A 22,554-nucleotide genomic window follows, 5' to 3' on the forward strand; every position below is an offset into this window, starting at 1 on the left:
TTACGGTTTTAAAAACAATTTAAAATGCAATTAGAATTTTATAAATACCAAGGTACAGGAAACGATTTTGTAATGATTGACAATCGAATTAATTCTTTTCCAAAAGAAAATAATAAGTTAATCGCGCATCTGTGTGATAGACGTTTTGGTGTAGGTGCTGACGGGTTAATTTTATTAGAAAATGATTTAGTAACTGATTTTAAAATGGTTTATTATAACTCTGACGGAAATCAAAGTTCAATGTGTGGAAATGGTGGAAGATGTTTAGTGGCTTTTGCGAAAAAGCTAAATATTATTGAAAGTAGTACTACTTTTATAGCAACAGACGGTTTGCATCATGCTGCTATCAGCGATGACGGACTTGTCTCATTACAAATGATAGATGTTGATAATGTACAAGTAAATGAGAAATATGTTTTTTTAAATACCGGTTCTCCTCATCACGTTGAGCTAGTAAATGACCTAAAAAATTACAATGTCAAAAATAATGGAGCAAGAATAAGATATGGAGTCGTGTACGGACAAGTAGGAAGTAATGTCAATTTTGTCGAGCAAATTAATCAAAATACATTTGCTTTGCGCACGTATGAAAGGGGAGTAGAGGATGAAACGCTTTCTTGTGGCACTGGCGCTACAGCTGTTGCAATTGCCATGAATGTTTTAGGCCAAACTAACTCTACTACGATTAATTTGGACGTTGAAGGTGGAAAACTAATTGTTTCTTTTGATAAAAATGAATCAGTGTTTACCAAAGTGACTCTTACAGGTTCAGCTGAATATGTATTCCAAGGTGTAATTTCCATTTCTTAAATCATAAAACATAAAATGAATACATTGAAGGGGAAGAAAATATATATTCGCGCATTGGAACCTAATGATTTGGAATTTATCTATGCCATAGAAAATGATCAAAACATTTGGGAGGTAAGTAATACTCATACGCCATACAGTAGGTTTTTAGTGAAACAATATTTAGAAAATGCGCATCAAGATATTTATGAAGCTAAGCAATTACGCTTAGCAATTTGTCAGGATCAAGATTTTCCCGCAGTTGGATTAGTCGATTTATTTGATTTTGATCCAAAAAATAATAGGGCTGGAGTTGGTATTGTAATCCGAGGGAATGAAAATAAAAATAAAAATATTGGATCAGAAGCATTAGCACTATTAATTGAATATGCCTTTTCAAATTTAAATTTACATCAATTATTCGCAAATATTGGCACCGAAAATGTAGCAAGTAATGCACTTTTTACTAAATTTGGATTTAAAAAAATTGGCGTTAAAACAGGGTGGATTTTAGTTAAAGGAAAGTATAAAGATGAAGCTATGTACCAATTAATTAATCCTTATTTTTAGGCTATAATTTCAAGCAAGAACATCCAAAATATAAATACAGAATATCATTATTTTTTTTTAAAAAATATAAAACATGAACATTAAAAAAATTATCACAATAGTCTCCGTCGTTTTAATTTCAATTTTACTTATTTATGGAATTGTGGTTTTACGACAAATTTTTTCACCAAACACTAAATTTACGGAACGTGAAGTATATGTTTATGTACCTACTGATTCGAGATATACGGATGTCAAGAATATAGTTGCACCATATATAGACAACATGGATCATTTTGATATGGTAGCTGATAAAAGAGGGTACACTACTAATGTAATACCTGGCCGTTTTTTAATAACTAAGGACATGAATAGCTATGAATTAGTTAAGGCAATGCGGCTTAATTCTGCTGTTAAATTAGCCTTTAATAATCAAGAGCGAATTGAGGATTTAGCCGGTCGCATCGGTTCACAAATTGAACCTGACAGTACCTTATTATTAAATACAATCAAGGATTCTATTTTTATGAATGAAAATGGGTTTAATGAAGATAATATTTTGGCAATGTTTATTCCAAATACTTACGAAGTTTACTGGAATACAACTGCAATAAAGTTCCGCGATAAGATGATTAAGGAGTATCGTAATTTTTGGACAGAAGAAAGAGTTGCAAAAGCGGAAAAGCAAGGTTTCACACCAATTGAGGTAACAACCCTTGCTTCGATTGTACATAAAGAGTCAGTAAAAAAAGATGAAAGACCTAGAATCGCAGGTGTGTATTTGAATCGGTTAAGAGCTGGAATGCCACTTCAAGCCGATCCAACCGTTATTTATGCACTTAAAAAGAAATCAAATGATTTTGAACAAATAATTAAACGCGTTTTTTACAATGATTTATTAACGAAACATCCTTATAACACGTATATGAACGTCGGATTACCTCCTGGACCTATTGCAATGCCAGATATAACGGCATTAGAAGCAGTATTAAATCCTGAAAAAAATGACTTTATTTATTTTTGTGCAAGCATTGATCGCTTTGGTTACCATGAGTTTGCGGTAACTTTAGAGGAACATAATAAAAATGCAAAAAAATATTCAGATTGGATTAACAGTAAAGGGGTGAAACGATAATATTGAAATTTAACAGATATTAATTTAATGCTAATTACGTTTTACAGCAACATTCTGAAATATAATACTCTTCCATTATAACATTTGCTGAGAATTTTTATCTACAGAAACATAGTATAAATCTATAATTAAATAGTTGTAATTTTTTTAACGTATTATATACCATTCATCAAAAAACTAAAAAAAAATTTATGTAAAAAGTCCTTTACGGATTGCTTTTACTAATGTTATGTTGCGCATTATGATAGGGTAATAATCTTCTTGTTGGCTTTTAATTGTTTTCCCCAAGACTTATAAAGTAATTTAATAATTGATTTTTATAGACTTTTGCAGCTAATGCAATTTTCATAAATAGTGACATATTCACTTAATTTTAAATCATAAATTTACTTAATTTATAAACTTTTATTTGAAATTTAATTAAGATTTAATGCGTATCTTCAATATTTATAATAATTTTTTCCGATTTAAATAGTGGTATTATATTTATATATAAATTATTATTTTTACGATCTACCGATAAAAAATAGCACTTAATCCATTTTTAGAAAACTTTAACTATCTGATAATCAGCGTAAATGTTTTTATTGTATCTTTGCGCGTAGAAATTTCTTAACGGGACAGCGTTTTGAAGAAAAACAATTTATGATAAAGAAGTGGTATTTTTATACAAGTTTGACTGTAATTACAGTTTTCTTAAGCTCAGGTTTTAAACCCTTAAATTTAGAAACTAGTCCTTGGTTTCTTATTAATGAACAAGATGGTACACACTACCTATATCCATCTCAAGAACAGGCAGAATACGATAACTTAAACATCCCTTTTACTGGAAATTTCTTTGTAGGTTTTAGAGAAGCGTTAGGTTACAAAGAATCGCAAAGTAAATATAAAAAGATTAATTCCTTAGGATATATGGGGAAATACCAGTTTGGTATTGAAACTTTAAAGTCTGTTGGAATTTATGATAAGTCAACTTTTTTAAATAGTCCAGAGTTGCAGGAAAAGGCATTTTTAGCTCTTTTAGCTAAAAATAAGTGGAAGTTAAAAAGAGAAATAAAAAAGTATGAAGGCAAAGTAATTAATGGTCTTCATATCACTGAATCAGGGATTTTGGCAGCTGCACATTTAGGAGGTGCAGGATCTGTTAAAAAGTTTTTTAAATATAAAGGGAAACGCACTTTCACTGATGCATACGGTACTTCAATTCAATCTTATATCAAAATGTTTGGCGGTTATGACACTTCATTTATAAAACCAGATATCAATGCTAAAGCCAGAACAATATAGAATGGTTATTTAAATAGATACCTTATTTTATAATGTAGCTGTAAAAGCTTTTAATGCGATCTAATTACGATGTGGTAAAATTAAAAAAGTTCTTTTTCAATTTTACCACATTTTTATTTATTGTAATCAAATTTAATCCTGATTAATTGATGGTATAAATGATAATATTTCTTTCTGCCTTGGATTTTATAATTATCATTACTAAATAATGCAATTTAGAATTTATTTATATTCTATAATATCACTAAGAAGGGTTCGTACGTCAATTCATTTTAATGAACTTTTTTAATCTCTCTTATTAAAACTTATCCAGCAACTATATAACCATTATCAATTTCCACTTTAGCGTTAAGATTTGCATTCCTAATGATTATAAATTTGATTTCTAATGAGAAATATAAATATTAACTGATTTATGAATTAGAATGCCTATTTTTTTTCTTAACTAACACATATCTTAATGCACAATTTACGAACATATGAATAAGTGTATTATTTGATAATCATTGTGACGCTTTGATAAATAATTATTAATCTTATTGGTTAGGAAAATCAGTTAATCCATTTTGAATTTTTGATGTAAAAAGGTGATATAAGTAAATTCTATAAGGATTTAGGATAATGATGTAAGACACAAAATCCAGTGAACCAATACCTTTGTAGAGTACTTAAAATAGGGGTATAAATGAATATTTAAGTTTTCAATAGTTATAAAAAAGAGTCCATAATACACTTTTTAAAATGTTTGATTTTGGGTTGAAAACATTTATTTAATTAAACCATCCCAATTTTTTTAGAATAAATAACTTAATATAATTTCCTTTTAATTTTTATTTTAATGTGCAACTAACTAATTAAATTGATAGTTCTCTAAATACTATAAAAAATAAGTATAATCGAATTATCTTTTTATTAATCTAAATCAAATGATATGAAAAAAATGATTACTATTTGTGCTTTGGCTCTATTTGGATCCAATGTTCAAGCCCAAATGAAAGACGTTACTGTAACATTGCAACCAACAGCTAGTTACAATTGGTTTGATAAAAACACTGCTATCGAAGACGGAGTAATGTATGGAGGTCGCGTAGGTTTTGGTTTTGGTGAAGCAATTGAATTAAGAGGAGTCTACGAGAAATCAGCGGATTTGAAAAATACAGTAGATGGTTTTAACGTATTCTCAAATGATTTCGTAAATAATTTTAATTCAAGATCGGTAGATGTTGAGCGTATTGGTGGAGAATTTAAAGCCAATATACCAACAAGAGGCACGTTCGTACCTTATGTAACGTTAGGTGCTGGTGTTCAAAAATTAAAGGTTGATGTTGCGGCAGTAAATACACCATCAAATGAATTAAAGTCAGAACAAATTTATCTTGGAGTAGGATTAGGTACTCAAATCAAATTAGGGAATAGATTATTCTTGAATTTGGAGGCTAAGAACACCATTTTTAATATGAATCCAGCTTCGGTTTTATATCAGGTAGGACAAAATCAAAGCGACATTGAAAATTGGTTAAATGACAATGATAATACCAGAATGTACAATTGGTCAGTTTTAGCAGGTTTACAACTTTATTTAGGAGGTCGTTCTCCTGAAGAAATGAGCCCATTAGATCGAGCTTACAGAAATAAATTTTCAGGTGGCTTAGGTGGTTTTAAATTAATATTTGAACCTTCTGGATCTTATCTGGATTTTGATAACAGCACAAATCTTGCCGATACTTATTTCTTAGGTGGTAAAGTTGGATTTGATTTGAATAATTATGTTGGTATTAGAGGATATTATTATCAAGCTACTAAGGATGAGCAAATATCATTTGACTTTGATGACATGGCTATGTATGGTGGTGATTTCATAGCAAAATTAAATGTTTCACGTGGTTTAGTTCCTTATATTAGTGTTGGTGGAGGTTATTTAAACGTAAATCAAAACAGTTATACTGGTAAAGATGGTCTAACAGGAGCTGCTTCAGGATACTTTGCTAAAGGTGGTCTAGGATTAAATGTTCCTTTAGGTAGAAACTTAGAACTTTTTGGAGATGCTAACTTACTATACACCTCAGGAAGAAATAGCGATGATTTACAAAACATTATTTCCCCAGATGAATTGAAAAAACATACTATGTACACAGTAGGTGTTCGTTTTCAACTAGGTAAAACTGCTGATAATACAGACGAAATTCTACAAAGAAGAATAGATGAAAGAGTGGAAGATAGAACAGAAGTATATCAAGACAGAATTGATGAATTAGAGTCTGAATTGTCTGAAGCTTACAAAAATAATGACACTAGAAAAGCTGTAGAAGTTATCGAAGAGAAAAAAGACTTGCAACGTAAATTAAAAGAAGAAAAGCAAGAAGATACTGAACAAGAGTATAGAAAGCAAGATAAATTACGCAGCAATAAAGATCGTGATACTAAAGAATCTAAAGACGTATCTAATGATAAAAAAATGAGTAAAGAATCTAGAGTTGAAATGACACCAAAAGAACTTGAAAATTTAATTGAAAAAGTAATTCAAGGAGTGGACGAAGATTCTCGTAAGCCTCAAACAACTGATCAACGTATGGATCGTTTAGAGAAATTATTATTAGAGATTAATACAGGTAATTACAGAGAAAATCTCACACCTGAACGTCAAGAAAACGCCTCTCAAAAAATCTTAGATAAGTTGAATGAACTTGATAGAAAGATTGATAGAAATACAGATAGAATGGATAATTTGAATATTGTTCCGCAAGGACAAAATGAAGATAAAACAGTAATAATTTCTTCAGGTCAAGCAGCTACGGTTGCACCACAAACTATCCAACCCTCTCAAACTAAAATTACATCAGATGATAACGGTAATACCGTAATTAAATCTGAGAATAACAATACAGGAAATGCGACTGGATGGGTTGTTAATGAAGGGATGTCTTTATTTACTGGTGTTGCAATTGCAAATGATGTATCTATGATTATTGGAATTAGAGGAAACTATGCATTTACTAATTCACCTTTCAAATTTATGCCTGATTTGTATTTAGCGCCAGGAAAAAATACAGGATTTGGTATAAATGCTAACGTTGTGATTCCTTTTGATGTTGACGCAGGTGTGATATTACAACCTTATGTAGGTTTAGGTTTGGGTTATAATGACGCTGTTGGAGAAAGTACATTTGCACCAAATTTAGTGTTAGGTACTTCGTTTAATGTATTTGGAGGTAAATTATTTGCAGATTATACCGCTCATAACTTTATTGATATTCATAGAATATCTGTAGGATATAAATTAAAATTTTAATCGAATGATAAAAGTAATTCAATCACATAAGTCAAAAACAATAATGCTTTTTTTCTGTCTGTTATTGACAGTAAGCCTTCTCGCTCAAAACGAGAAGGCTTCTAAAAAAGGCACTATTGTAATGACAAAATCTGAACTAAACTCATTTTTGAGTACAGTGGCAGATGCGAGAAGATCTCAGCTTCAAGAAAGAGAAAATAAGCAAAGTAAATCAGAATTATCTGATTTGAGATTGAAATATCAGCAGCGACCAATGATGGAAAGTAACACTCAATATAATATTACAAATGAACAATTGTTACGCGAGATTCGTTATTTGAATCAAAGAATAGATGACATGAGTCCTAATTATGGAAACAATCGTTTTCCATCGATGGCAAGGGACAAGTCCACTATTATTATGCCAAATAATAGCGGTGTTAGTCCAAGCTATAATCCAAATGGAAACAGTACTACTACATTAATTCCATCTAATAAAGCTCAAATTAAAAATTTACAGCAGAAAATTGATTCTTTAAAAAATATTGATTCGAATCAAAGTAAATTGAAAGCAGATGGTGCTTTTGGAGATAGTTTGAGAAATATGAAAGGTCGATTGACTGACGTAAGAAGAAAAATGGATAGTTTAGAATCAAAAATGAATTCTAAAACTACTGCTAAAGTTTCTGACGAAAATAAAACATATTTTAGACAGCAAGTTTATTTTGCGAATAATTCAGACATGTTAGATGATGCTTATTTGAAATATATAGATGAGCTAACAAAAATTATGATGGAATATCCAGAGGCTAAAATATTACTTGAGGGTTGGGCCAGTCCGGTAGGAAGCGTGACTTATAATAAGCAGATCTCAATGCGTAGAGCTGAATCAGTAGAAAAAGCTTTTATAAATAATAAAATACAAGCAAGTAGAATTATTACCTCTTTTAAAGGCGAAGATTCTAAATCATCAGCTGAAAAGGCAAGACGCGTAGAAATGTCTATTATTGTAAGATAAAGTTTTGAAATAAAGCGATAACTGTTTTGCCATATTGCTATATAATTAAATATATTAACCTCAACATCGACAGATTGTTGGGGTTTTTTTATGTTTATAATATACTATATATTGTAAGATAATCACCTTGCTCTATCCAAATAAACGCTAATTAGAAGTATTAATACCACTTTACCTTTTGAATATACTGTAATAAGCTTGTGATTTTTTGTCCGGTTGAGCGCAGTCGAAACCCTTTTTATAAGTCATATATAATCACCACTAAAAGCCTGTCCTGAGCGCAGACGAAGGGCTCGATTTGACAAGATACAAAGCAGTAAATTTAAAGCGCAATCGGTATAATTTGTAAGTAACGTAGACTTAAATTAATTTAATTTTATAAATTCAAAACCTGCTACGTATTACATCTCAATATACTATTTTAAGAGAAGGAACTCATTATCATCACTATGATAAATAATATATTATTTTAAATTAAGTCTAATAGAAATGAAAAAAATAAAGCCGACCCTTTGGAGGTCAGCTTTATAATTTAATAACTTTCTGAAAATTATTTTTTTGATTCCTCTATAGAAACTTTTCTAAATTCTTTTAACATTTTTTCAAGTTCTAAAGTTGATTTTCTAGCTCTTGCTCCAGCAGCTTTTACACCTTTTTCAGTCAATGAATCAGTTTCTGTTTTAAATGTTTCAAATTCGGCATTAATTTTTTCAATAAGATCTTTCATATTTTTTTTGATTTAGATTTACAAAAATACAGTAAGGATTGCATAATTCAAAGATCAAAAGAACTTAATTTTACCATTTAATACATTTATTGAATAAAATTTATGAAAAATATGATTTCTATAAAATGTTTACTATATTGTAGGTGATGGGAACAAATTATTGTCGTAGTTAGCTTTTGTAGTTTATTAACTTATTTGTTTTTAATTTAACAATAATCGACCACCTTTTAACATAAAATTGAAAACTTACAAAAGATTATAATGAAAACTTATAAGGTTTATATGGTAAAAAAGAACAACATCATTTTATTCTAATTACTTAATTACCTTAAATCCGATTATTTAAAATTCCTTAAAATTCATTTCATAATTATCATTTAATCATCAGTAAATTTTCGAATCAATGAAGTGCAGTATTGCAGTTAATACATTCTAAACTTATTTTTGAATTTATTTCAATAAATAGTGTCATGATTAGTGCTTTAAGATTTTATACCACTCCACCTTTGAATATACTTTAATAAGCTTGTGATTTTTTGTCTGGTTGAGCGCAGTCGAAACCCTTTTTACAAGTCATATATAATCTCGACTAAAAGCCTGTCCTGAGCGCAGAAGAAGGGCTCGATTTGGTAAGATACAAAGCAGTAAATTTAAAACACAATTGGTATTACTATAAGATTAGAAAAAATCTGCAAAAGTAATTTACGATAAAAACTGGAGGAATAGAATTACGAAAGCCAGTAAAATTATCTTTTTTAATTAATTTATTGGGTAGTGTAAAGAGATACAATGAGCTCTAAAGCAGCAACTGCAATTGAATGAATATTACTAAAAAATCATTTCTTTAAAATGAAATACGTCACTCCTCTTAAATGAGGTCTAGTTTTTAAGAAAATGTACCGTATTAAAAAACTCTTGTAAAATTGATGTTTAAGGGTTTCTTCTTGTAGCTAAGACTGCGATTGAATCCGTGACTTTAGATTTAAGAAATCCAACACTATCTTACATACAAATTTTAATTAACTAGTAAATAGTATTTTAAATTGTAGTTGTTTTTTGTAGTTTTCCTCACTCATTCTTTTTTGTTGATATGCTACATTACAAAGAAAGTTAAAGCCAGTTTTATTAAGGTAGTGAACAAAGTTAGTTATCAAAAATTGAAATGTAATTTTCTTCTATTTCGTTTATCTCAATTTCAGATAGGACATTAAACTCTTTCTCTAGGGCTCTTTTTGAAAGTTTTCCATTATTTTGTTCTAAAAAGCGAATGAGCAAGGCAACTGTTTTGTCAGGCATCTGAAAAGTATCATCCAAATATTTTTTCATAGCATCGTATTTCTGGAGATAGTTAACCTCATTAGGAATTACATTTACAATAGTATCATTAACACAATCAAATAAGAACTCTGCTTGTTTAGTTGAGTCAAAATAGCGGTAATAATCAATCGTTTCATTCAAAACTTCTACATTGTTCGAATTGGTAGTTTTCCATTCTATAAAGTCTAATAATGGATGGGAAAAGGATTCTAATACTATTCTATAATCATCAATATGATTTAAAATAGAAGCCGAAACAGGGAAGATTATTCCTTGTTGTGCAAATTGCATTTTGGTTAAAATATGATGTATTAAATAACGATGTATTCTACCGTTACCATCCACATACGGGTGAATAAAAACAAATCCGAAAGCTATTTTTGCAGCAGCTAAAACGGCATTGAATCCTGTTTCCTCAACAATTTTGTAGCTTGCAAGTATTCCGTCAATTAGCTTTTCTAAATCTTCCCATTTTGCTGAAATATGATCCGGTATAGGTTCGCCGCTGGTTCTGTCATGTTCTCCTACAAAGCCACCTTCATCTCTAAAACCCATTTTTAGAAAACGACTATTTTCTATTACTATTTGCTGTAATCGCAATAGTTCTTCTTTGTCTAAAGGTTTTGAACCTGCTTGACCTATAGCTTTCCCCCATCTAGTTGCTCTAGTATTAGTAGGAACTTCTCCCTCTATGGTAAAGGATGCTTTGGAATCTTTTAATAATAAAAATGCTGATGCGCGCTGTAATACGTCTTTTCGAATAGCGTTTAAAAACATATTGTTTTTACCCGAAAGATTTTCAGCTATATAGTTACTTAACTTAGGAGTTTTGAATATTAATGGACAAAAATCAACCGTGCCTGGTAAGTTGTTTTTTATACGGTGTCTGCTGGAATTTACACTTATGGATAAAGCAAATTGTAGATCTTCATCAACTAAAGTAACGAAATTTCCTTTATTCAAATCTTGAATATCCAAAGTCTGACCAGTAAGCCATTCATATAAAAACCATATTTTACGGCTGTATTGTCCTAATGGTTCTATTTGTACTAATGAAGTTATTGTTTCTTTTGATAGTTTTTCAAATAGTTTTTTAAAGAATAATAAATTTATTCCTTCGTATTTTAAAGCAAATACTAACTGTTTATAGAGTGTATCTTCCGGTTCATGACGTGAAGTAAGCACTTGCCAATGATCAGTTTCATATTGACGTTTTTTAGTACTTATTAATGATAAGCGAGAAGGTAATGGTATCGGTAAAGCAAATGCTTCCATTAAAGCACCATAACCCACTAAAGTTCCGTCTTCGGGTGTTTTGTAGCCGTGAAAAACACTTATCTTAAGTGAAAAATGATTAATATCCATGTGTATTTGTGAAAAATGATTACTCAAAAGTAAGTGAAATATACTTATACTTGATGAAAATCACTTATTTTTTTTCAAATTAAAGACAATATAAATATTTTTAGAGTTTTAGAGTTTTAATTCTATTAAATGAGAATAACTGAAGTCAATTTCGTTAATATTCTAATGATAATAAACAATATTAAACTTTTTTGCCTACCCCAAAACAGGCAAAAAATATATTAATGGTTTTAATTATGTTCAATAATGATTCATTTATAAATATATTTTGAAACGTCATCTCTTGGCGGACATCTATTGTAGCTTTAAAAAAATTTAAAGAAACATTATGGATAATTACTTAGAAAACTTAACGAATGGAATTGAAATACCCGAAATTCTAAGTGGAATGATAAAGGTAGTAGGAGTTGGTGATAGAGGGGTTTACACGATCAATCACTTACGCAAAACTGGCTGTATAGGACTTGGTTTAGCGGTGTTTGACGCAAGTGTAGTTTCTTCGAAAAGCGGTATTAAATCAAACAAAACACAGCTTAATATCGGTGTGAATACCTCTGTATTAGAGAACTGCGATTTAAATGGTAAAAAGTATTATATAGGGAATAATCTGGATGAAATTATTGATGAAAAAACTAAAATAATCCTCATTATTGCCGAAAATACTGATCCAAGCAATGTAGAAATAATAGCTGAATTTGCTAAAAATAAAGAGGTTATTAGTTTAGCGATTGTGACTGCAGCTGCACAGCAAGGAGGCATAAAAACGTCAAAGCTAGTTTTTGGTCAAAATAGTCCACTGCCTAATTCGCTAGATTCTTTACTTATTATTGATATTAATAGATTGGAGGAAGTATAAGGAAATCTAAGTTTTGAGGAGCAATCATTAAAAATTAATGAAACTATTAATGAAGCAATTAAAAATATAATTGCAAATGTGATTGTTTTTAGTAGAGCGAGAATAGATGATGATAAGGAACCTGATTTTGATGATATAAGAGCAGTATTATCTAATAGCGCTAACGTCTTCGTAGGATCTGCAAAAGCCACAGGACCAAAAAGAGCAGAAGCGGCTGTTATTTCGGCATTAAAAGTACCTCTATTATTAAACAGCAAAATAGAAGGGGCACGAAATATTCTATTGGCAATTAGTTCTGGAAAAGTGAAAATTACAATTGATGAAATAGGGGAAATAAATGATTATATCCAAAATGAAACTGGTCATTGTACCAACATTGTTCTGGGAGTTTCTGAGGATCTAAAGCTAGAAGATGCTATTGCAGTTAATATTCTTGCGACAGGATTTTGATATCTCAATTTTTATAGAATAAAATTCGAAACAATTTGCAATTAGGATTGCTATAATAAAATACTGTTTATCTGTTTACTTTAAAGTCTTATTAGACCTTAATTCCTGCAAGGTTTTCAAAATCTTGCAGCGAAACAGCAAAATAGTCGTTATGGTGTGGCTTATTACTCAAAATTAGTATTTAAGAATAATTCGTTATTTTCAAAAGCAGTTTCGGGCTGTATTCATTAATCAAAAATTTCCAACAATACATTTCTTATTCATACAATTTCATCATTTCCACTGCACGATTCTTAATATCATTTCGCAACGATTCGGGTTCTATAATTTTCACTTCTGCACCATATTTCAATAATTCCATGGCGATATCATTAGTAGGATGCAGGAATAATTCAATCACTAATTTATCATCACTATCGCTTATTATATTTTGCGAAGAATGCAACGGAAATGATTTGATGTAATTTCCTTGTTGCCAAGTAAATTCTAAGATTATTTTCTGTGGTTCTGAATAAGTTTCGACACCAAAAGCATGCTGGTACTTCTCTTCAATATTGACAGTCATTGGTTTGAACTTCGTATCTAAAAAGCGTAGGTTGGTAATACGATCAAAGCCAAAGTTTTTAATCATTTCAGTATTATTATCCCACGCGATTAAATACCAACGGTGTTGCGATTCTTTGATCGCCAGTGGTTTTACCGTGCGCTCCGTGATTTCCATATCCCAAAACTTAGTATGTGTAAAACTCAGTTGTAAATGGTTTTGAATCGCATAGAGAATGCCGTTCATCAGATGAGTACCTGACGATTTTCTTTTTTCCAAATAGATGCTGGGCGTAATTTTGGTACTTTCTTTCATTGCTTGATGGATCGAAAAAGCCTCTATCATTCTGGAAACTGATGGATCTTCTGTTTCTTCATCAATGTGATAAACCTTGTCTTTTCGATTGAATTTGATATAAATGCCAAACAAATCTGCAATGTCTTTTTTATCTCTATCAAATGTGCGCGCTGAATATTCAAAATTAGATCCTAAATCATCATTTTCTAATTTTTTCAATACATGCTGATGTAAATCTTTAAAGTTCGTTGGAACCGTCTGAAGTCGCTCGATGATGTATAAATACCTTTTGTAAAAACCTACTTTTGCCATGTCTATTGTAATTTTAATCCTGCTAAAATACTATTTAATAGCGACAAAATACGGCAGAATGTATTGGATTATTTAAAATTATTTTATTTCAAAAGCACTTTGATGTATTATTAAAGTATCGCTTTTGATCAATTGTAATTGTTGGTTCTTATAATTAATATTAGTTAAAATACGATTGTTTTGATAGTAGGATACTTCAAAAATAAAATCATCCAGATTGAGTTCTTCATCTAAAGTCTCTATCGAAATCGAACGCAGTAAACCTTTTTCTTTTTTGATAGCATATAATCCAGCATGAAATTCATTTGTACCAAATACAAGATTTTCTTGGATTTGAAACAAAGGGAATAAAACCATTTCGTTGAATAATTCATGTGATTTGAATTTGATCACTTTATGACGTTGAAACCAAATTTCTATTTGGCTCATTGACGTGTCTAACATCGCTTTGACCACGTTTGCATTCAAATCTTCCAGAGATCTTATGTTTGGATTCCGTAATGCATGATAGAAAAAAGGATCAGTTATTAGGTCCGTAATAACTTTGTTTTTTCGTGAGGCGATTTCATTCCATTGTTCTAAAATTTCAGGATCGAGCAGGAGATGCCTAATTTCGATTCCTTCTCCAAAAATGTTGATTTTAATTTGAGGCACAGTCTAGATGTATTAGATGAGTTAATCACTTTTCCTAATATATACTTTTTAAATTATTTTCCAATCGACATCACCCAAATCCAATTCACCATTCATGTCAACCGTTAGCCAAGACATTCCTGGAAAAGCTTCTTTTAAAGTAATCGAAAATCCAGTAAGGGTACTATGCTCCATATTTTTACTGGCTTCGCTTTGTATTTTTTGGGTGAACATTTCGTGTTGTTCGTCGGTCAAGGTGATCAGTAGTTGTTTCATAATTGTGCTTTATTAAATGAATTGATATATAAATCTTCGATGGCATTAATACCGTTTAAAGTAATTTTCCGAATTCCAATATCTGCGAAATTCAAACTTGTAATTGTAGGACATGATTCTAAGATACAGAATTTCGAGTTCAAATAAGACCATTCAAACCAAGCGTTTTGAACTTGGTCAAATACAAAGATTTCTTTGTGATGGTCAATAGCTATTTGAATTGCCCAACCCGTTCCACCCGACACACATTCTATATTTTTGAAAATGATTTTACTAATGGCAAAAACTTGGTCTGCATTTTTAATTTGTTGCCAATTTCTAGCCAGCAAATTCAAGTGTTTTACATTTACTTTTCGCTTTAAGGATTGATTAGCCAGCGCTATTTTTTGAATTCCATCTTGAAAATCGGCTTCTGATATTTCCACTTTATTGATGCTTTTATGATAAGGTGTTTGGTAAGAATAAGCCAAAGTTTTTACACCATAAAGTGCCCCAAAATATTCAAAATGGATATCTGCACCAACAGCACCACCAGAATGACATCTAAAAGGTGTATTTTTTGTCATACCATTTAATCTTTGAATATACTGTAATAAGCTTGTGATTTTTTGTCAGGTTGAGCGGAGTCGAAACCCTTTTTACAAGTCATATATAATCTCGACTAAAAGCCTGTCCTGAGCGCAGACGAAGGGCTCGATTTGACAAGATACAAAGCCGTAAATTTAAAACACAATTGGTATTATCATCATCAGCTTTTTATTTGATACAAAGAAATGGTGTTGTTACGACATACGGTGTCGGTTTGAAATTAATCTATTACTTTTAAAAGTCAGTATCGTAATGATTATTTTTTAACGAAATATTGATTTCTTCAATTATTTGCTCTTTGGAAGTCACTTGATCGGACCAAAAGGTTTTGTAATAAAAAAAGCGTAATTCCAGCACATCTTCTTTTTCTAAACATAAAATATCAATGTATTTTTCGTCTCGTTCCCACGTGAAATAGTCTTCATCATAATAGTCATTCGTTTTACCGAGTTCTCTTTTTTCTGTTGGAAAACCTTCTACTTCATAACCTTGTTCTTCACAATAAGTAGCAATTAGTGTTCTGATATAACCTTCATCAATTTCGGCATATTTATCGTCATCGATTGAGTCACCAAGACTTTTCCAAGAGGAGTAGGTGTTTAGAATTTCGTCTTTATTTTCGTCTACAGTCATTTTACTTTGATTTATAGTGCAAAGATAAAGGCGCTGACTGCCATAATACGACGGAGTAGTTTTGGATGGTGGAAAAAAAACTCCGAAGTATATTGCTTCGGAGTTTGTAAAAGTATTATTTTAAGCTGTCAAAATTCGCTTCAAGGTATCCTGCATGGCAATTCTAAATGCATCGTCTTGGGTTACTTTTCTATATAAATCTAATTCTGATTTTCGTTGTTGCGCCATGACATCATCAAATATTTTCTTAAATGCAATTTCTCTATTTTGAGCGTCGGCGTTTTCAGAATATTTATCGAGAAAGTCAGGATGTGCTTGAATGTTTTTAGCTAGCGTAACAAATTTTACTCTTTGGTCTTCTGGTGTGGCATCCCAACCTTGGTACCAACGTTCATTGAAACTATTGATGATTAAATCCAAAGGATCTTCGTCTTTGTCTGTTCCGTGTGCTCCACGAGGATTTGGATTTTGTGGATCTAATTCGGTTTCTGAATCGTCTAAACCAATACCTGCATTCAGTTTCACTCTTTCCAACCCGTATGTTGACAAATCGACTGAATTTAATAATTCATCCAAAGCATCGCTACTTGGATCAATAATAATCAGTTTTGGAATTAAAAACTTCAAAAACCAGAAAAGCTTTTCCCAATTGACCACTTCATAGGGTAGGATAGAAGCCATCTGACCGTATATTTTGACAAACTGCTTGGCCTTGATTTTAAAATCAGCTTTGTCACTATCTTCCAATTCTAATTGAAAATTAAATCGATCGGCGGCCAAATCTATAATTGGACTTAAAAGTTGAGCATCTACTTTTTTGAAATACTTATCTACAAAATCTTCTACTTCTGACCATTCATAAACGCCTACATCGTCTAAAGTTGCCTTTATTTCGTGTAATACATTGACATCAGTAGCTTTATTCAATGAGGTTGCTGTATAAAAAGGATCGAATGCCTCTTTCATTTCCTCTGTTGAATTGAAGAAATCCAGCACAAATAAATCCTCTGTTTTCTTCCCTAATTTATTAGCGGCACGGTTTAATCTTGACAATGCTTGTACAGCTAAAACACCTTGCAGTTTTTTATCCACATACATCGCTGTTAGTTTAGGTTGGTCAAACCCTGTTAGGTATTTGTTTGCGACTACTAATATTTTATAGTCGTCAGTATCAAATTTATCGCGGGTTTCTTTTTCGGCAAAACCATTAATACTGTCTTCGCTATATTCAATTCCATCCACTGTTTTCTTTCCTGAAAAAGCGATTATAGCTTTAAAAGGTTGTCCTTTTTCTTTTAAAATGTTTTGTATGGCAAAGAAATAACGAATTGCTGATTCGATACTTTGAGTTGCGACCATAGCTTTCGCTTTACCTTTTAGCTTTTTTGTATTTACAATTTTGGTGATAAAATGATCTAGAACAATATCAGCCTTAATAGCAATAGTCTGTTTGTGCTGTTCTACAAAAGCTCTTAATTTTTTCTGTGCTTTGTTGGTGTCAAATAAAGGATTATCTTCTATAGATTTTTCTATTTCATAATAACTTTTGTACGTCGTATAGTTCGCTAATACATCTAATATAAAGCCTTCTTCAGTGGCCTGTTTCATCGAATACAAATGAAACGGTTTGAATTTTCCGTCCTCTTGCATTTCTCCAAATTTTTCTAACGTATTGGATTTAGGTGTAGCCGTAAATGCTAAATAAGATGCATTCTTACTCATTTTACGAGAACGCATTATTTCAAGAATTTTGTCTTGTGGATCTTCTTCTTCCTCAACAGTATTACTTCCCATTGCGCGGTTCATATTATCGGCGGCTGAACCACTTTGACTGCTATGGGCCTCATCTATAATTACGGCAAAACGTTTATCACTTAAATCGGCTATTCCATCGACTATGAAAGGGAATTTCTGAATTGTTGTAATAATTATTCGTTTACCGCTTTCTAAACTTTCTTTTAATTCTTTGGAAGAATAAGCTGGCGCTACTATGTTTTTGACTTCCGAAAATTCTTTGATATTCTCTCGTAGTTGCTTGTCTAATAATCTTCTGTCAGTAACTACAATAACCGAATCAAACAGTGGATTTGTAATTCCACGGCTTCCGGGAGTGGTTTCAATTTCGGGATAGGTTTCTATTAATTGATAGGCTGCCCAAGTGATGGAATTTGATTTTCCTGAACCAGCTGAATGTTGAATTAAGTAAGTTTGTCCCACACCGTTTTTACTTGCATCAGCTATTAGTTTTCGAACCACATTCATTTGGTGGTACCGTGGAAAAAACAAGTTTTTTTTGCTTAAAGCATCTTTTTCTTTTCCATCAAAACGTACAAAATGCTGGATAATGTTTGAGAGACTTTCACGTGTTAAAACTTCATCCCACAAATAAGCCGTTTTGTGCCCAAAGGGATTAGGCGGATTGCCTTTACCGTAATTATGTCCAAGATTAAACGGGAGGAAAAAAGTTCCTGCGCCATCTAATTTAGTGGTCATATAAACCTCGTCAGTATCGACTGCAAAATGCACGATACAACGCCCAAAGTTTAATAGGGGTTGGCTAATATCTCTTTTAAATTTATACTGATTCTGTCCGTGAACTTTAGCATTTTGCCCTGTCCAATGGTTTTTGAGTTCCATTGTCGCGATAGCCAAACCATTGACAAAAATGACCATATCAATTTCTTCTCCTGGATTGGTTATCGAATACCTGATTTGGCGCGAAACGCTAAATTCATTGTTATCAAAATTAGCTTTAGCAGTAGCGCTACTACTTGCCAAAGGCAACACATATAATAAAGTAAAGTGCGCATCATCGACCTCTAAACCTTTGCGAAGCAGACGCAAGATGCCATATTTTTTAACCAAACGATCCAAACGCTCTAGAATTTTAAGTTTCCAGTCGTTTTGTTTTTGCAATTTGGCTAACTCCTCTGCTTGGGTTGTTTCCAGAAAATGCCAAAAACGAACCTCATCAATCGCATACTTTGGATTGAAGTCATTTGCAAAACCTATATAATACCCATTTCCAGAACGATATAACTCCGGTGGACTTTGCATCTGTCCTTCCTGCTTTAATTCTTCTAGAGAAGTACCTGTAAGCTTTTTTTGTATGGAAGATTCTAGAGCGGCTTCGTTGGTTTGGTTAGTCATTCTTGTAATGTTTAAATATCTTATTAATCATTTCTTCTTCATGTTTTACAATTTCATTGGTATTCCAATCTGAATCAAAACTGTTAAAAATATAAAAAGATTTTAATGTGTCATAGGAATCTCCTTTTTCATTAAACATAGAACGCTTAACATTTACAGATTTATTACTGTATTCTGAATTTTGAGATACACTCAAAAGCACCAAATTCCCAAATGAATGTAAATAAACATCATCTATTTCCGGATGTTGCATTTTATTTTCTGGATCTTGAGGATAAATATGTTCAACAGAATTTTTAGACATAATTCTGAAATTATTAAACATCGTATTTTTATCAAATTCCCAATTTTTCCAAAGTATATATTCTAATTTCTGAAACCAATAATGCTTAAATTTTGTACCTAAACTTGATGCCAAGTATAATTCAATGTTAAAATCTTGTTTGATAGTTTCATTATCTTCGAGTAATTTCCAAGATAATTCTTTATCCGTTGTACTTTTTGTAGTTGAAAAAATATTATCAATTCTTTCTAAGTACTTCAAATGCAAGTTTTCTGTCGCAGCTAAATTATTATGTTTGTTCAAAAGATAACCTAAATAAGTTGTAAGCCAGTATTGTCTCAAGTAGTCTCCTGTAAAATATAAAATACTTTGTAACATCAGACTCGCAGATTTTTCATATTTAGATCTACTGTAATAATTTTCTTGATTTCTATTAACGTTAACTAATTCCAATGATTCTGTTTTTGTATCAACATCGGATATCCATTTAATTATATATTTATCAAATACATGTCTTACTTCCCACAATAGAAGTATAAAACGTTTTATTTCATCAGGGTTGTTACGATTTTCAAGAGCTTTGAATATTTCAATTATTCGTGAGACATGAAATGTTCCATCAAAATCTTGTAGTGCTTCTTTCTTTAAATGTATACGATAAGTATGTAAAAGTAATTGACCGAAACTTATAATTGATCTACAGAAAATTTCGTCAGATTCCCTTTTTCCTTCACTTAAATGTATTTTCTGTGGAAATTGATATTGAGGAATAGATTTTATGTCTAAATTATCAATTGAAAATATCTTTGAATTTATGTCGAGGTTTTCAAAATTACTTTCATATTTAAAAATAGAATCATCAAAAGAAACTACTTTGTCAAGGTGTATGTTGCTCCAATCGGACGATGGAAAAGAGGTTCTAGCATTTCTTTCAAAAAAATTATTCATGTTTTCACATGTTTCCCAAATTTTTCCAAACTTCACTTTGTCGTCAATAAGACTTAATAGATTGGCCTTTACAATATCCGTTTGTTCTAATTGAATTCCAGCGCTATTAATAGTTGAAAACAACTTGTTTAAATCGGTGTTTTTTGAAGTTGTGTTTTTGATTAGTTTGACATTAGTATAAATGTAATTACCAAATAACTCTATTTCATTTTCGGGAATTTGTTTCATATATCCATTAATGAAAACCAACGCTTTAGCTATGTTTTTTAAGTAAGGGTATTCAATTATAAATTGATTATCGTATATTTTTTTAGAAACCGATTCATCTTCGAGTAAAGACTCCAAAAATTCACTCACTTCTTTTCTTATTTCAAATCCTAATCGTAATTGGTTATTCTTTTTTAAGAATTTTGTAATATTAGATTCAGGCCTAATAGTATTTATGACAAAGGATATTAGCCATAGCGTGGTAAACCTCTGTTGTCCATCGATTAATTCAGCATGGTTTTCTTCTTCTTTAGTCAAAAAGTTACTTACATAATATATGGAATCTTTTGAATGTTGAAAAGTAGAATAGAAATCATCTAACATTTTTTTTAACTGCTCGTCTCCCCATACATAGGGTCTTTGATAAGTAGGAATTGAAAAGTTATAATTATCAAGGGATTCTAAACTTACTACTTCTGTTTTAAATTTACTATCCATTTTATTTCTTATTTATCGTTAATGCTATTGCTTCCATTAATATCTTATCAAAATCTTTTGGTGCACTCTTAAAGTAAGTAGTATCTTCAAAATCTGTAAAATATCGTTTTAATGTTTTTATATGTTTGCCCTTCGAAGTTGTATCCTGCAAATTTTCATTATTTAATGTGTATGTAAACTTTTTTAGGTATAAAAACAATTCATTGGGCGTAAATACTTCTAAAATATTATCAATAAATTGATTGTCATATACAAACTTAAATACACTATCTTCTCTTACATTTCTGGCGTGCGAAACTCGCAATGAATATATCATTCTATACAGCCATAAGGAGGCTTCAAATAACCTATGGAAACCAAATCTACTTACATATGCTATTGTGGCCATTTCAAAAAGTTCCTTTAGAAACAAGGTCCCATCATAACCGTGGACTACTTTATTCCTAAATTCATAAAAAGCATCATCGATTCTGTGGTCATTTATTTTTCCAAACAATAGTTCTTGCAAATGAATATAATCATTTATATAATCGAGTGTATTGTTGCCATTTGCTAATGGTTGCTTCAGTTGCTTATAGGAGCTCTCATGCATTTGAAGCAATCTGCCTTCTTCACATTTAACTGCACTATAATAGTATGAAATATCATCATGATTATTCGTTTTTAGTGTGTACTCATCTACAATAGCATTTTTTATTGTTTTACTGTCTCTGTAAAATGGAAATTGTTTCCATTTTCTATTGTCCCAAAATCTCATTTTAGTTAAGAGCTGAACCACATATTCTACTTTGTTACTTTCAATTGACTCCCACCGTCGTGCTTGGTAATTAATTGTTTTTTTACAAGTAATTGCTCTTAAATGGTGTGCTTTTAATATATCACTTCCATCTAATCGAACTCCCCCCGTATTTTGTGTTTCAAAAAAAGTATAGGCTAGGTCTTCTGTAGGTGTTACAATAAGTGTAACGTTAATAGCATTAAAATCTACAAAATCAAAAACATCAAATTCTCGGTAGTCAAATATGTCTTTTTCTTTTATACTTTTTAAATAAGATAAATTATAATTGATATTTTCAATACTAATTCCTGAGGAATAGGTTATACCTGTTTTTGAGTCTGGGTATTTTATTTTTTGCAAAAGCAATGAAGTAGTTATTCGTTGTTGACCGTCAATAATTTTTAACTGATTCTCATCTTGGTGCAAAATGATACTTCCTAAATAGTACATTGGTTTTTCTTCAATCGTAGATGTATTATGTTCTAAAATACCATCCAATAATTGATTGATTTGTTTTTCTTTCCATATATACGGTCGTTGGTATTCGGGAATATACAATTGCCCTTTTATATCTGTATTTGGTATTGTAGCTACATTAGAATTCAATAATTCTTGAAGTGTACAACTTACTACTTTAATTCCCATG

General features: G+C 31.0%; 18 protein-coding genes. 8 read left to right on the forward strand and 10 right to left on the reverse strand.

From position 1 onward, the window contains the following. Window positions 1-24 precede the first annotated feature (24 nt). The 6 genes from dapF (at window position 25) to RCH18_RS08160 (ending at window position 8,046) form a co-directional block, all read left to right on the forward strand. The gene (dapF, locus tag RCH18_RS08135) at window positions 25-810 is read left to right on the forward strand and encodes a diaminopimelate epimerase (RefSeq protein WP_326936254.1); all 786 of its coding nucleotides are present in this window, start codon (window positions 25-27) and stop codon (window positions 808-810) included. Window positions 811-825: 15 nt separating this feature from the next. Then, entirely contained in the window at window positions 826-1,359 is a 534-nt protein-coding gene (locus RCH18_RS08140) for a GNAT family N-acetyltransferase (RefSeq protein ID WP_326936255.1), read from the forward strand. 73 nt (window positions 1,360-1,432) lie between these two features. Continuing rightward, window positions 1,433-2,473: an endolytic transglycosylase MltG gene (gene mltG, locus RCH18_RS08145; RefSeq protein ID WP_326936256.1), complete on the forward strand. Its 1,041-nt coding sequence runs from the start codon at window positions 1,433-1,435 to the stop codon at window positions 2,471-2,473. Between the two features lie 645 nt (window positions 2,474-3,118). Then, the gene (locus tag RCH18_RS08150) at window positions 3,119-3,760 is read left to right on the forward strand and encodes a peptidoglycan-binding protein LysM (protein ID WP_326936257.1); all 642 of its coding nucleotides are present in this window, start codon (window positions 3,119-3,121) and stop codon (window positions 3,758-3,760) included. Between the two features lie 931 nt (window positions 3,761-4,691). Then, entirely contained in the window at window positions 4,692-7,049 is a 2,358-nt protein-coding gene (locus RCH18_RS08155; RefSeq protein WP_326936258.1) for an outer membrane beta-barrel protein, read from the forward strand. A gap of 4 nt (window positions 7,050-7,053) precedes the next feature. Next, window positions 7,054-8,046, forward strand: coding sequence for an OmpA family protein (locus tag RCH18_RS08160; RefSeq protein WP_326936259.1), 993 nt, complete (start codon window positions 7,054-7,056; stop codon window positions 8,044-8,046). A gap of 550 nt (window positions 8,047-8,596) precedes the next feature. Here the strand turns inward: RCH18_RS08160 and RCH18_RS08165 are convergent. Beyond that, complete coding sequence (locus tag RCH18_RS08165) at window positions 8,597-8,773, reverse strand: histone H1 (protein ID WP_326936260.1); 177 nt, start codon at window positions 8,771-8,773, stop codon at window positions 8,597-8,599. A gap of 1,143 nt (window positions 8,774-9,916) precedes the next feature. Beyond that, window positions 9,917-11,455, reverse strand: a complete 1,539-nt coding sequence (locus tag RCH18_RS08170; RefSeq protein ID WP_326936261.1) for a Fic family protein — start codon at window positions 11,453-11,455, stop codon at window positions 9,917-9,919. A gap of 328 nt (window positions 11,456-11,783) precedes the next feature. Between RCH18_RS08170 and RCH18_RS08175 the strand changes: the two genes are divergently transcribed. Both RCH18_RS08175 and RCH18_RS08180 read left to right on the forward strand, forming a co-directional pair. Continuing rightward, complete coding sequence (locus tag RCH18_RS08175) at window positions 11,784-12,311, forward strand: hypothetical protein (RefSeq protein WP_326936262.1); 528 nt, start codon at window positions 11,784-11,786, stop codon at window positions 12,309-12,311. A 78-nt stretch (window positions 12,312-12,389) separates the two neighbouring features. Beyond that, the gene (locus RCH18_RS08180; protein WP_326936263.1) at window positions 12,390-12,761 is read left to right on the forward strand and encodes a hypothetical protein; all 372 of its coding nucleotides are present in this window, start codon (window positions 12,390-12,392) and stop codon (window positions 12,759-12,761) included. Window positions 12,762-13,017: 256 nt separating this feature from the next. Here RCH18_RS08180 and RCH18_RS08185 read toward each other — a convergent pair whose 3' ends face one another. The 8 genes from RCH18_RS08185 to RCH18_RS08220 form a co-directional block, all read right to left on the reverse strand. Next, on the reverse strand, window positions 13,018-13,914 hold the full coding sequence (locus RCH18_RS08185; RefSeq protein ID WP_326936264.1) for a helix-turn-helix transcriptional regulator: 897 nt from the start codon (window positions 13,912-13,914) through the stop codon (window positions 13,018-13,020). A 78-nt stretch (window positions 13,915-13,992) separates the two neighbouring features. Further along, window positions 13,993-14,568 (reverse strand): hypothetical protein, encoded by a 576-nt coding sequence (locus tag RCH18_RS08190; protein ID WP_326936265.1) that lies wholly within the window; start codon window positions 14,566-14,568, stop codon window positions 13,993-13,995. 48 nt (window positions 14,569-14,616) lie between these two features. Continuing rightward, window positions 14,617-14,823, reverse strand: a complete 207-nt coding sequence (locus RCH18_RS08195) for a hypothetical protein (protein ID WP_326936266.1) — start codon at window positions 14,821-14,823, stop codon at window positions 14,617-14,619. Then, the gene (locus tag RCH18_RS08200) at window positions 14,820-15,389 is read right to left on the reverse strand and encodes a hypothetical protein (RefSeq protein WP_326936267.1); all 570 of its coding nucleotides are present in this window, start codon (window positions 15,387-15,389) and stop codon (window positions 14,820-14,822) included. Before RCH18_RS08200 ends, RCH18_RS08195 begins: the two co-directional genes overlap by 4 nt. A 256-nt stretch (window positions 15,390-15,645) precedes the next feature. Then, window positions 15,646-16,044, reverse strand: a complete 399-nt coding sequence (locus RCH18_RS08205) for a hypothetical protein (RefSeq protein ID WP_326936268.1) — start codon at window positions 16,042-16,044, stop codon at window positions 15,646-15,648. A gap of 120 nt (window positions 16,045-16,164) precedes the next feature. Beyond that, entirely contained in the window at window positions 16,165-19,194 is a 3,030-nt protein-coding gene (locus RCH18_RS08210) for a type I restriction endonuclease subunit R (RefSeq protein ID WP_326936269.1), read from the reverse strand. Further along, window positions 19,187-21,130: a DUF262 domain-containing protein gene (locus RCH18_RS08215; RefSeq protein WP_326936270.1), complete on the reverse strand. Its 1,944-nt coding sequence runs from the start codon at window positions 21,128-21,130 to the stop codon at window positions 19,187-19,189. The genes RCH18_RS08210 and RCH18_RS08215 overlap by 8 nt, the downstream gene beginning before the upstream one ends. 1 nt (window position 21,131) lies before the next feature. Further along, complete coding sequence (locus RCH18_RS08220; RefSeq protein ID WP_326936271.1) at window positions 21,132-22,553, reverse strand: DUF262 domain-containing protein; 1,422 nt, start codon at window positions 22,551-22,553, stop codon at window positions 21,132-21,134. Window position 22,554 lies beyond the last annotated feature (1 nt).

The organism is Flavobacterium sp. PL11, from assembly GCF_035985025.1.
In the GTDB taxonomy this organism is placed as follows: domain Bacteria; phylum Bacteroidota; class Bacteroidia; order Flavobacteriales; family Flavobacteriaceae; genus Flavobacterium.